The 12,079-nt window shown below is 40.2% G+C and carries 16 protein-coding genes; 12 read left to right on the top strand and 4 right to left on the bottom strand.

Annotated elements, in window-relative coordinates:
* Positions 1 to 18 precede the first annotated feature (18 nt).
* The 4 genes from ACU8V8_RS11405 to ACU8V8_RS11390 all read left to right on the top strand — a co-directional run bounded on the left by ACU8V8_RS11405 (position 19) and on the right by ACU8V8_RS11390 (position 2,353).
* On the top strand, positions 19 to 372 hold the full coding sequence (locus ACU8V8_RS11405; protein ID WP_441830392.1) for a biotin/lipoyl-containing protein: 354 nt from the start codon (positions 19 to 21) through the stop codon (positions 370 to 372).
* 141 nt (positions 373 to 513) lie between these two features.
* Positions 514 to 897 (top strand): hypothetical protein, encoded by a 384-nt coding sequence (locus tag ACU8V8_RS11400; protein ID WP_446887563.1) that lies wholly within the window; start codon positions 514 to 516, stop codon positions 895 to 897.
* 338 nt (positions 898 to 1,235) lie between these two features.
* On the top strand, positions 1,236 to 1,640 hold the full coding sequence (locus ACU8V8_RS11395) for a hypothetical protein (protein WP_446887562.1): 405 nt from the start codon (positions 1,236 to 1,238) through the stop codon (positions 1,638 to 1,640).
* A gap of 191 nt (positions 1,641 to 1,831) precedes the next feature.
* Positions 1,832 to 2,353: a hypothetical protein gene (locus ACU8V8_RS11390; protein ID WP_446887561.1), complete on the top strand. Its 522-nt coding sequence runs from the start codon at positions 1,832 to 1,834 to the stop codon at positions 2,351 to 2,353.
* 309 nt (positions 2,354 to 2,662) lie between these two features.
* On the opposite strand, the gene ACU8V8_RS11385 is transcribed toward ACU8V8_RS11390, so the two are convergent.
* The 4 genes from ACU8V8_RS11385 to ACU8V8_RS11370 form a co-directional block, all read right to left on the bottom strand.
* Positions 2,663 to 3,091 carry an OsmC family protein gene (locus tag ACU8V8_RS11385; protein ID WP_446887560.1) on the bottom strand — a complete coding sequence of 143 codons (429 nt, stop codon included), beginning with the start codon at positions 3,089 to 3,091 and terminating at the stop codon, positions 2,663 to 2,665.
* A 121-nt stretch (positions 3,092 to 3,212) separates the two neighbouring features.
* Entirely contained in the window at positions 3,213 to 3,350 is a 138-nt protein-coding gene (locus tag ACU8V8_RS11380) for a DUF2256 domain-containing protein (RefSeq protein ID WP_441830395.1), read from the bottom strand.
* Positions 3,340 to 4,854 carry an FAD-binding domain-containing protein gene (locus ACU8V8_RS11375; protein ID WP_446887559.1) on the bottom strand — a complete coding sequence of 505 codons (1,515 nt, stop codon included), beginning with the start codon at positions 4,852 to 4,854 and terminating at the stop codon, positions 3,340 to 3,342. Before ACU8V8_RS11375 ends, ACU8V8_RS11380 begins: the two co-directional genes overlap by 11 nt.
* Positions 4,854 to 6,170 (bottom strand): DASH family cryptochrome, encoded by a 1,317-nt coding sequence (locus tag ACU8V8_RS11370; protein ID WP_446887558.1) that lies wholly within the window; start codon positions 6,168 to 6,170, stop codon positions 4,854 to 4,856. Before ACU8V8_RS11370 ends, ACU8V8_RS11375 begins: the two co-directional genes overlap by 1 nt.
* A 115-nt stretch (positions 6,171 to 6,285) precedes the next feature.
* On the opposite strand from ACU8V8_RS11370, the gene ACU8V8_RS11365 reads away from it, so the two are divergent.
* From ACU8V8_RS11365 to ACU8V8_RS11330, 8 genes are all read left to right on the top strand, one after another.
* The gene (locus ACU8V8_RS11365) at positions 6,286 to 6,903 is read left to right on the top strand and encodes a flavin reductase family protein (RefSeq protein WP_301562494.1); all 618 of its coding nucleotides are present in this window, start codon (positions 6,286 to 6,288) and stop codon (positions 6,901 to 6,903) included.
* A 78-nt stretch (positions 6,904 to 6,981) separates the two neighbouring features.
* Positions 6,982 to 8,526: a YHYH protein gene (locus ACU8V8_RS11360; protein ID WP_446887557.1), complete on the top strand. Its 1,545-nt coding sequence runs from the start codon at positions 6,982 to 6,984 to the stop codon at positions 8,524 to 8,526.
* Positions 8,527 to 8,534: 8 nt separating this feature from the next.
* Positions 8,535 to 9,044: a hypothetical protein gene (locus ACU8V8_RS11355; protein WP_446887556.1), complete on the top strand. Its 510-nt coding sequence runs from the start codon at positions 8,535 to 8,537 to the stop codon at positions 9,042 to 9,044.
* Between the two features lie 43 nt (positions 9,045 to 9,087).
* On the top strand, positions 9,088 to 9,891 hold the full coding sequence (locus ACU8V8_RS11350) for a HAMP domain-containing protein (RefSeq protein ID WP_446887555.1): 804 nt from the start codon (positions 9,088 to 9,090) through the stop codon (positions 9,889 to 9,891).
* Positions 9,848 to 10,537, top strand: a complete 690-nt coding sequence (locus tag ACU8V8_RS11345) for a sensor histidine kinase (RefSeq protein ID WP_446887554.1) — start codon at positions 9,848 to 9,850, stop codon at positions 10,535 to 10,537. Before ACU8V8_RS11350 ends, ACU8V8_RS11345 begins: the two co-directional genes overlap by 44 nt.
* Position 10,538: 1 nt before the next feature.
* Positions 10,539 to 11,216, top strand: a complete 678-nt coding sequence (locus ACU8V8_RS11340; protein WP_446887553.1) for a response regulator — start codon at positions 10,539 to 10,541, stop codon at positions 11,214 to 11,216.
* Positions 11,217 to 11,307: 91 nt separating this feature from the next.
* Positions 11,308 to 11,589 carry an EF-hand domain-containing protein gene (locus ACU8V8_RS11335; protein ID WP_256827090.1) on the top strand — a complete coding sequence of 94 codons (282 nt, stop codon included), beginning with the start codon at positions 11,308 to 11,310 and terminating at the stop codon, positions 11,587 to 11,589.
* Between the two features lie 9 nt (positions 11,590 to 11,598).
* Positions 11,599 to 12,054 (top strand): hypothetical protein, encoded by a 456-nt coding sequence (locus tag ACU8V8_RS11330; RefSeq protein WP_446887552.1) that lies wholly within the window; start codon positions 11,599 to 11,601, stop codon positions 12,052 to 12,054.
* The last annotated feature ends 25 nt before the right edge of the window (positions 12,055 to 12,079 follow it).

The following is a 12,079-nucleotide window of genomic DNA, read 5'->3' as shown; positions in this document are numbered from 1 at the left end:
CATAAAGGAGAAAAAGAGATGGAAATCAACGCACCAGAATTATACGACTCAATGGGCGAGGCAAAGATAGCCGCTATTTATGTGAATGACGGTCAAGAAGTCATTGTTAATCAAGCACTGTTTGATGTAGAACTTGAAAAAGCCGTGTTAGAGGTAGTGACACCACAAGCAGGCGTTATTCATAACTTTAAAGCAAAAGTAGGTGACATTGTAAGCTCAGAACAAGTCATTATGCACTTACGCGAAAAACGCCACGGCGAACACACCGCAGATAAAAAATTACCGCTGGAAGAGGAAGTTGCTTTATTAAGAGAAGAAAACGAGCGACTCAAAAAACTGCTAGCACAACAGCAACTAACAGCTGCTTGTTAGTCGTTTAGAATAATTGTTCAAGCCACTATTTTACCCAATGGTACAGTTTTGGTTGAGTGTATTTATTGTTTTTGTGTTTTCCTCCCAAGTAAAAATGGGGAAAGGACTCTTTGATAAAATTGGTATATTTGAAAGGTCATTATGAAATATCTCTTTATTGTGCTTTTAACTTTTAGCTTCTCAAGCCTTGCTTGTATGCCTTCGGTGAATATCGATATCGCAGAGGTATTCGTGGAAGTGCCTAATCCAGTTTTTGAAGAAGGAACGGTTATTAACGCGAAGACAGGAAAGGTGACTGCCAAAATATCTTTTAATGAAAAAGGGAAAGTTGTTAAAATTAAAAATTTGGATTTGACGCCTTCTTCTTTGCCTTTAGCGCCAATTGAAGAGGCTTTATACTCATCAAAACGACATTTTTCTTCGCAGAAAGCTACATCACATAATATTGCAATTGATTTTCCAATTGAATTTAAAGAGAAAATAAAATTCCGTTTTAATTTAAGCCCGCCAATTATTGAAAAATAGAGTATTTCAAATATAAAAAATGCATCAAAAATAACGTCAAATGTTTGCTCGGCGTTTATTTTTCGCTTTATTTTAGCCAAGTATTACCCGCAACGCTAAGGGCACTTAGTCTACCTTGAGTTTGAATGCATAATAATAAATCAGCGTGTTTACACGGGTACTTTGATGTTTTCAGGGTATTTATAAATGGAAAAATATCCATGAAATCAAAACCCAACGAAGATTTTGATGTTACAGCATGACCTTATTGGTGATACGTCTCTTTAGATAGATAATGTCTTTATGCTTTAGGATAAACCACAATTTTAGTCTCTTAATGCAGTATTAGGTTTTAAATTATGCTCAGTATTTTACTTATGGTAGGTGCTATACAATTCGGCGAGATAAAAGCTTGCAGTGATCCTTCTATAACGGCATTAGATACCTTCCAAACTAGAGTGGAGTATCTAGGTAAGACACCACAACTTTTTGCCGATGACAATTTAAAAGTTAGAGCCTCATTGCCGTCTGCTTGCTCGTATGTAAACTCAGAATCTGAAGTTAAATTCGATGTAACAAGTGAAGGTCAGATTACGAATTATAAAGTTTTGTTTGAACACCCTATAAGAATTCATTCCCGTGTAATCAAAAGGGCAATACTAAAAACCCCAGTTAATAAAAGTGCCTGGGGCACAATCGGAAATAAGGTAAGGGTTATTTATGTTCAATATAAAAATAAAATCGAACAAACACATCAAAACTGACCCTACGGCTAAGCAGCTGTGTTTTAAAAAAAGCTAGCTAATAGAGCTAACGTGCCACATCAATAAAAGTACCTTGAAAAGGTATGATTAGATTTAAAAGCGTGTACAATTCTTTTCGGTAAATTTTGGTGCTTTATATAAAACCATATAATCACCTTTCCTTAACCTCATAATTTAATGGAAAATCAATCATGTGGAAGTGTTTAGTTTTATTATTTTTACTAACTGGGTGTGCGGTACAGTATGAGGTTCCAACCTCTGGCGATACTGCAAATGTTCGAATTGGCACGCGTGTTGGCAACGACCACACATGGGTTTATGGATACAGTAATGCACAGTGTGATGATAAAAAAACGTGGTTAAGGTTAATTGGTGAGCCAATGGCGTCGTGGGCTGAATCTTCCAAGCGATTAGGTATGCCTTTGTGGGATTACCCTAATGGGGCAGCCCATGAGATTTTAGTTCCCGCTAATAAGGCGCAATACATTATGGCCGTTCAAAATCACTACACATTTAAATGTGGTACTTTCATTTCTCATACATTTGATAAAAATAAAGATTATGAAATCATTATTGGCGACCAACATCGCTGCTCAGCAAGCATTTATGAAATAGTACCTACGTCAGAGCAAGCAACGGATTTTAAAAGGGCGCTAATAAAAACAGTGAGCATGGTTGATGGTGTATCCCAAGCGTGTAAGGATAAGTTTTAATACAAGCTTACTGTAGCAAGAAATTTTTAAGCTAGTAATACCGCCCGCAATAATACTAAATTATTTAGAGGGTTGAACCTGACGCTAACGGCGTTTAAAACTTCTGATTTACGACTGCATGGATGCAGGAGGTAGAGCAATGCAGAAGCAATTGCGAGAACAACTAAATAACGTAATTTTGCCTTGTTAGTGGCGAGGTTTTCTTACCTCAAAATTGACTCCTCAATTAAGCGAATTGGTATAACCATAAACATCAAAAAGCCAAGCAAAATAGCTTGGCTTATAAACAATTAATAGTTAACTACTGTATTAATTTAACTGCGTCGACAGTGATATTTCAGCATTCATTAGCTTCGATATTGGGCAACCTTCTTTGGTTTGTACGCATAGTTCGTCAAACTTTAGTTGTGAAATACCCTCAATCTTAGCCTCTACATTGAGCGCAATGTGGCTCACTTCAAAGCCATCATCAACCTCATCTAGACTAACAGTTGCGGTGGTTTTGATGTCATCGGCTACATAATCTGCTTCAGTGAGTGCCAGTGAGAGCGCCATGCTGTAACAAGCACTGTGGGCTGCTGCAACCAGCTCCTCTGGGTTAGTGCCAGCTTTGTCTTCAAAGCGAGTGTTGAACCCATATGGCTGGCCCTCAAGTGCACCGCTTTCGCTACTTATTGATCCTTTACCTGATTTAATATCCCCAGACCAATTGGCTGATGCTGATTTTTTAATCGTCATAATGTCTCCTTGGGTTTGTTGTGTAAAGTTTGCAATAACATTGCAAGCTCTTCATGCTTATACCGGCTAATCGGTATTTACACGATACTCGAGTAGGGTTTTGCAATATTGACACCAAGGTTTATTTTGCGTTTCGCCTACACCGCTCTGAACAGTAAATTACGTTGTCCCAGTCCCGTTGCCATTTTTTGCGCCAGGTAAAGTCACGGTTGCAAACGGGGCAGGTTTTTTGCGGTAAATGTAATTTCTTATGCGCCATTGTTACGTTTCTTTTTAGTGTTTTTTGGTCGCGGTGTAACGCTTACATGGGCTTTGAGTATCGCTGGGATAGCCTGTTGTACATCGCGCCGTTTACGGTATTGCCACAGCCTATCGCGCGCTTCTTTTGAGGCTTTTGTTAAATCCACCATAGGTTCAGGGTAGTCTTCGCCTATTTTAAAGTCGTTAAATAACGCTTCCATTGGCGTTTGTTGCCATGGTTCATGTAAGTATTCTATGGGCAGCTTTTCAAGTTCTGGGCACCACTTTTTTATAAACTCTCCGTTAGGGTCTTGATCTTCAGACTGCTTGATTGGGTTGTAGTGGCGAATGGTGTTGATACCGGTCACTGAGGCTTGCATTTGTATTTGCGGATAATGAATGCCCGGTTCAAAGTCTAAAAAGTAGTTAGCTAAGGGGAAACTCGCTTGCTGCCAGCTTATGTTTAAGTGGTGGGTTACAAAGCTGACCAACATGGCGCGCATTCTAAAATTAATGTAGCCGGTGTGTTTTAAGCAGCGCATGCAGGCGTCAATAATCGGCACGCCTGTTTGCCCCTGGGCCCAACGCTGTATATCCTCAGCGACCTTATCGTCGTCGCGGTAGGGAAATTGATGATACCCCGCATTAAGCGCTTTAAATTCCATTGAACATTCACTTTCAAACTTTTGCATAAAATGGCAATGCCAATGTAAGCGCGAGACAAACGCCGCTAGTGGGCGCTTCCAGCCTCGTTTGTCAGGGTGGTTTGAGTCATATGCATCGATTGCCTTTTGGTACACTTGCCTAAGGCTAATGTTGCCCCACGCTAAGTAAGGCGAGAGCCTAGAGCAATGGGTTTGGCTTAAACTGGGGCTTGAAATGCCTTTTTGATAGCCTTTGCCTCTACTTTCAAAAAAGCTTTGCATGACTTGCTGGGCTTTCAACGCACCGCCAATTTGAAAGTGTGGGTTTTGCTCTGTATAGGTATCGGGTAAAGAGGGGGCTTGGTAATCGTTTAATGTCACCGTATTAACGTTTTTCCAGTTTGGAATAGCAATAGGGCTGTGCATGTATTGATGCCAATGTTCGTTCCAGCCTTTACGATTTTTGGCCCCGCGTATAACCCCACCTGTAGAAAACTCAAGCCAGTTTATTGCATGGTGTTTACACCATTTTTTTACTGCTTTGTCGCGCTCAAACGTATTATTTAAGCCGATTTCTTGATGGCTCAATAAGCTGGCAATTTCAAACTGCTTGTTTAATGAATCGAGTAGTTCATCCATAGGGTTGCTGAACAGATAAACGCGGGCATTAAAGCGCGCGAGCTGTTTATTCATTTCAATCAACGATTGATAAACAAAACGCCAATGACGCTCGTTATAGTGAGCATCATCAAGCAGCAGCGGCTCAAAATTATAAATAAGCAGGGTCGGCAGTGCGCTGTCAAACGCGTACTTAAGTGGCTGATGATCAGATAAACGTAAATCTCGTTTAAACCAGACTATATTAACTTTTTCGCGCATTAGTAACTGCTTAATGGCCAATCTGCAGCATCGGCTGAGTCTATGCTATAAACCTCATCACCTCGCCAGCGCTTAATAAAGGTATTTCCGGGGTCATAAGTGTGAGTTTGTTTAACTAGGTTAAAATGCCTGCCAGAGCGAGGATCAGCACCCACCCCAGCAAGATATTGCCAGTTGCCCCAGTTCGCTGCTACATCGTAATCAATGAGTTGCTGTTCAAAGTAAGCCGCACCAAAACGCCAATCTAATTTGAGCTCGTTGACTAAGCAGCTGGCAACCAGTTGACGTCCACGATTAGACATATAGCCCGTTTGATTGAGTTGTTTCATACACGCATTAACAATGGGGTAGGGGGTGGTGCCCATGCACCATTGTTTAAAGCGTCCAGGATAAAAACTGGTGAGTGGTTTGTTTGAACTTATGCCGCTAAATGCAAATAATTGATGGTCATAGCGCACACTATAAAGCTGAAAATATTCACGCCAAAGTAGCTCAAAGTAAATCCAGTAAGTTGAATCATTCGCTCCGTGTTGTTGCTCATATTCTTGCAATGCGTGCATGATTTGTTGCACCGACACATTACCATTGGCAAGCCAAGGCGAAAATTTAGTTGAATTTGCCATGCCATCAAGGGCATTACGAGTCAGTTTATATTTGCTTGGAGCTGAACTTGAAAAGTACTGGTCAATATGGTTTTTAGCTGCTATTTCACCCGCATCAAACTCACAGTTTACCTGTTCAACCTTAGGTAAAGATTTAGGCCAAGGTACAGGGGCAATTAACGGCGCAGGGAAATGGCTTGGTCTCTGTACAGGCGATTTTATAGAGAGGTTTGATGATTCTACCTTTTTACGAAATTTACTGAATGTTGACGGCAGTTCACTTAAATCAAAGGGCAGTTGATGCATGTCATACAAGGTAAATGTATTACTTTGTTTAAGTGTAATCTCGCTGTATTTATTGGTGATAGCAGTGAGAGATTGCCGTTCGTATAAGCCAATTTGGTCACTGCAGTAAATCACACGGGTATTGTGATGAGAGTAATAATGATCAATCACGTCCAGCGGCGCTTTAAAATAAACCACCAAGTGTTGGCCGCGTGCATTTAGCTGGTTGTTTAATTGGTGCAGCGATTTAACCAAAAACGCCCATCGCTGTGCGCCTAATGTTTGACAGTTAAAACGGTTGCTTTTAAACCACTCAGGGTTAATGCAATAAATAAAGCTGATTGATGAGCTTTGTTCGCATGCACGCCTTAAAAGCCTGTTGTCTGATAACCGTAAGTCATTGGTGAACCAATATACAGAGTGTGTCATATAATAAACTTGCCATTAGGGTTTTACTAATCCATTGTGTTTCAATACGTGACAAACACTGAACACGTTTAATACGTGTGACTTTTTATTTCTTCATTACTAAAGCGAGCGATATGTGTTTTTAGATTTAACCCAGCATCACGAAAAACCAAGTATTTATAACCTACTAGTAGGCGGTATTACTCCTCGCCCAATTGCGTGGGTAAGTACGCTTAGTGCTGGTGGCGTGGCAAATATTGCGCCTTATTCATTTTTTACTGTGGCCAGTGTTAACCCTCCTGTATTAAGTGTTACTCAGGTAAACCCACGAGATAAACAAAACAAAGATACACTAACTAATTTAATCACAAATAAAGAGTGCGTGGTTAATATTGTCAGTGAGCAGCAAGTTGAGAAAATGAACCAAAGCTGTGCAAACTACTCACCTGAAGTCAGTGAATTTATAGCTGCAAATATCGAGTCTACAGCAAGCCAAACAGTAAAACCTTTAAGTGTCGCGTCATCAAAAGTTCGTTATGAGTGCACCCTTCGCGAGGTGATTACCATTAGTGAACAATCCGCTGGTGGTAAAATGATGTTGCTTGATGTCGTAGGGGTTTTTATTGATGACAGCGTGCTTATTGATGGCTATATCGACCCGAATGCTTTAAATACCATTGGTAAAATGGGCGGTGATCACTTTACCAAAACAACTGAACTTTTTAGTTTAAAGCGGCCACTCATAAATAAGTAAATACTTTGTCAGCATTTTGCACAATGTTTACACTTTGTGTGTGTACTCTGGTTGATAATATCAATACAGAGGTGTGCTATGTCTTTATTAAAACCTATTTCGAAAATGTTTGCTTTGAGCGTGTTATGCACAAGTTTAGCCGCATGCAATAGTAGCTCCGAGGTTGATGATGAAACTATAAATGCAGTGCCAATTGTTAATGCTGGTGTTGATCAGTTAGTAAACAATAGCGATAGCGTTTATTTACAAGGCAGTTATGACGATGATGATGCCTATGTCACTATTTTATGGTCACAGCAATCAGGTACTGCGGTCACAATTAACGAGCCCAATGATATCGCTACACAAATAATAATTCCCACGTTGTCAGAAACTGAAACCTTAGTATTTACTTTAACGGTTGATGACGGTGTAAATGATGCTGTTAGTGATAGCGTAGAAATTACAATAACGGTGTCTCAAAACAGTGATACTGATTTAATCTCAAGTTGGATAATTAACAATAATAGCGCATCAACCTACATCAATAATGGCAGTACCGGGGTCACCGAAAATGTACAGCTTGCTGAAGTTGTTAGTTTATTAGATGTAGAGTATATGCATGTTAATACCGCAGGTGTCCCTCGCTATGATGTAACACTTAGCCAAGAGCAAGTTGATTGGCTGAATAATCGCCCTCGTGCAGCCACTGATTTTGCAAACGGCGTAACCACCGCAGAGGCTGGGCAAACGGTATTATTTGGCGAAGACATTGGTTATAACAGTAGTACTGAAAATTGTACTGATACTGGAGGTAGTGGCTATTGGCCGCCAGGTCCAGGTTGCCCAACTGAACAAAGTGTTGATGCATATTTCACTCTTGAACCGACAGAGAACGAAACCGAGTGTGAAACAGGGCTTGGCACAATTGGTTTAATGGTTAATGGCACCAGCATATTTAACTGGGGTGATGGTATGAGTTATGGTCAAGGAGTATGGTACAACTTAGCCCCGATAGCAGAACAATATGATGTAGATGTTTGCGGTGGTCATGCTGCTAATGGTGAGTATCATCATCATTTTTATACAAGCTGTTTAGCAACTATGCTTAATGATGACGGCTCGGACCATTCACCTATTTATGGTTTCGCGGCAGATGGATATCCACTGTATGGACCTTATGAAAGTAAAGAACAACTCGCATTAAGTGGCTGGGAAATGCGGGATTATAGTGCACCAACAAGTGAAGGTGGGTGTGCAACCGAAGGTCAGCGTAGCTGTATTTTAGTGGATCAATATGATGTCAGCAAAGGGGTTGAAACCACGCAAGCTGGACCTGCTATTGGCGAATCAGTTTCTACTTTATCAGGAAATACTTTGGCTGCCGATGATGGCTATTACTTTGAAGATTACTATTACGTGCAAAAAGAAGTGACTGGGGCACAATTAGATGAGCATAATGGCCATGATACCAATGACGGTAAAGGCTACCATTACCATATTACGTTAGTAAAAGACTCTGATGGTAAATTACAGCCCTCATTCCCTTATCAAATAGGGCCGCGTTTTAAAGGTCAGTTACCTGAAAATTCAATCGGCAGTTGCAGCACTGGTAATGTAATGGGCCCGCCGCCGCGCTCTTAGGGGGTAATATGAAAATAACGCTTTTGAGTATCTGCTTGGTATTACTATTTAAGCTAAGTATAGGCATGGCACAAATGCAAATGGATCATTCTCATTTACCGATCGCTGTGCCAGATAATGCCACTGTGCCTGCACTTAGTTTAACACTTGAGGCTGATGTAATGTCAGGTTATAACTTAAGTATAAATACTAAAGGTTATATATTTATGCCACCACCAACAGGGCTAAATATGATGCAGTTAATGTCCGCAGACCTTGACGAATCGACCCACCAGTTAAAAGGGCATGCCCATTTATACATCAATGGGGTTAAAATTCAGCGAGTGTACGGCAAGTACGTACATTTACCTGCTGATTTGTTTAGTGCAGGTTTGAATACCATTTCTATCACATTAAATAACCATGGACACATGTATTGGACAGCAAATAACAAAAAAATAGTGGCTACTTTGTATATTAACGACCAAGTCGATACATTAGTGACTTACCGTTTTGAAAGTTTTCCAATTGATGGCTAAATATTAAAAAAGTATGGATACTTTTTTCTTTTATAAGTGACCGATGAAAATACATAACAAGTTATTCTTTATTTTATTTAGTTTCAGCTTTGTACTGATCGCAGGCCTAATACTGCTAATGCAATGGAGTATTGGCCAAGGCATGATTAATTATGTAAATGCAAAAGAAGTTAAAGCACTACAGCCACTTATAGCTAGTTTTTCGCAACAATATGAGGCTGAGGCATCATGGCAATCTATCCGAGGGGATAACCGACAATTCTTTAGGTTAATACAAAAGCAATTAAGAGATAGCCAGTTTGTACCCAGCAGACCTATGCGAGAAAGAGCGCCGCGTGCATTTGACGATCAAGATCAACGTATGAACGAACCCAAACCACCAGAGCATAGACTTCCACCTGGGCATGAAGCGGATTACGCACTGCTCGATAGTAAAAAGGCTTTAGTCGCAGGGCGTTACAAAGGTGACCTTGATTATACAAATATACCTATTGAGTTAAATAAAGTCGTTATAGGGTATTTAGCAGTATCAAAGCGTCATGGTTTAATAGATGGCTATGAACTGGATTTTTTAGAGCAACAAACCAGCTATTTATGGCTGATTGGTATAGCTGCGGTGTTATTTACACTGCTTATTTCCTTCTTTTTAGCACGTAACTTAGTCGACCCCGTGAAACAAATTGCCAAGGGGATGCAGCAACTCAGCCAAGGTAACTTTGAGTATAAATTAAAGCTCGAGCGCCAAGATGAGTTGGGCCAATTAAGTGAAGACTTTAATAAATTAGCATTAACCTTGGCTCACAATGAACAAGCCCGAAAGCGCTGGCTTGCTAATACATCACACTGAACTGCGTACGCCGATTGCAATTTTGATGGGGGAGCTGGAAGCGATGCAATTAGGAGTGCGCCCCCTTACTATTGATAATATTCGTTCTGCGCATGATGAAGCTGATCATTTAAAGCGATTGATTGATGACTTACATATGCTTAATAGTGCTCAGTTAGGAGGTATGCACTTTACCAAGCAACCACTGATAATAAATGAGTTATTAACGGCCGTGCAGCAAAAGTATATGCCGGTATTTGAACAACATAATATTGAGTTTTCTGTATTACAATTATCGACTAAGATTGAATTAAATGCAGATAAAACTCGCTTGATGCAGCTATTTGGCAATATTTTAATGAACGCGATTCATTATGCTCAGTGCTCAAGGTTAGCGTTACTAGTTAAGTTACTCACTGTTTCTGAAGAAAGTTTTATACATATTCGCATCGAAGATAATGGCATCGGCGTTGAAGACACGCATTTGCCACACCTGTTTGAATATTTATACCGAGTTGATGATGCGCGAAACCGCCAACAGGGCGGGTCAGGATTAGGCTTATCACTGTGTCAGCATATAGTGCATGCCCACAAAGGTGACATTACCGCGCAGAAATCTAAATTAGGTGGTTTAGCAATACTCATTAACATACCTGTGGAGCATTAAAATGTCAGCACCCGCTAAAGTCCTGATTGTAGAAGATGAACTTAAATTGGCTAATTTAATGAGTGATTTTTTGTTAAGCCAACATTTTGAGACTCACCAAATTCACCGAGGTGATGAAGTACTTCCTTGGCTTAAAGAAAACCACCCGAGTGTAATTTTACTTGATGTCATGCTGCCTGGTGTAAGTGGAATCGAGCTTTGTAAAGCAATAAGACAGTTTTCAACTGTGCCTATTATGATGGTCTCGGCCAAAGTAGAAGAAATAGATCGGTTACTTGGATTAGAGTTAGGTGCTGATGATTATGTTTGTAAACCATTTAGTTATGCAGAAGTGGTTGCCCGAGTTAAGTCTTTACTGAGGCGAAGTGAACTTGCTCAACCGGAACAAAATTCAGATATGCATTTAGATGAAACGACCTATAGTGTTCATTTTAAGGGGCGTTCGGTTGAACTCACCAGTGTTGAGTTTCAGCTTTTTAAGCCGTTATTTGAAAAGCCAAATCGTATATTTAATCGTGAGAGCTTAATGAATAATATGTACGACGATCAGCGCATTGTTAGCTTTCGCACCATTGATAGCCATATTAAAAAATTACGTAAAAAATTGGATGAAGTGTGCGAGCAAGATAGCGTTATTCAATCTGTTTATGGTGTTGGTTATCGTTTTGTAAAACCCTAAACTTCCTTATTTCTTGCACATTGTTTGCGCTTTTTAAGAATACTCTTGTAATTAGTTACTTCACTAACTCTATTTTACAAGAGGTTGAGATATGAAATCGTTAACAGCAATCGCTTTACTAACAGCATTATGTGTTGGGTTTACAGCACATGTAGATGCCAAAGGCCGTGAGAACAAGCCACCACGTCCTGACTTTTCAAGCATTGATAGTGACTCAGATGGCGTGATTAGTTTTGCCGAATTTAGTGAACAAGAGCTCCCGCCAGGCGTTGACGATATTCAACTTATCTTTGATGAGATTGACGCTGATAAAAATGGTGAGATTTCAGAGCAAGAACTTCAAAACCATAAACCACCACGTCGTCAAAGATAAGGAATAACCATGATCAATAGTATTTCATCAGGCGCTAATTTTGAGCCAATGCAACGCCAAAAAGCTGAGCCACTTACAAGTGAACAAACAGAGTTACTAAACGAAACGTTAGCTCAGTTTGACCCTGAGAACCTATCTTCAGCTGATGCACAGTCTATCGTTACAGCTTTTCAGGAAGCGGGGATCCAGCCAGGTCAAGAAATGCAAGAGCTGATGGCTGATGCTGGGTTTGATGCGGCTCAAGTGGGTGAAATGGGGCGTCCTGAAGGCGGCCGGCCACCTGGTCCACCGCCTCAAGGTGGTGTAGAGCAAGTTAATACTGAAGATGTTGTTAGTTATTTAGATGAACTACTTGAAAACTATTCTGAGCAACTAAATGACGAAGATAAAGAATCTATCCTAGCATCTGTACAAGAAAAGTTTGGCTTATCACAAAGCGACTCTCTGCTTTCTTTAAAAGTTTAAGCATCTTAAATTACCTGTGGATGGC

Source organism: Pseudoalteromonas sp. SaAl2 (assembly GCF_052947895.1).
Note: the sequence above shows the minus strand (reverse complement) of the source record. Positions and strands in the feature narration are given on the sequence as shown.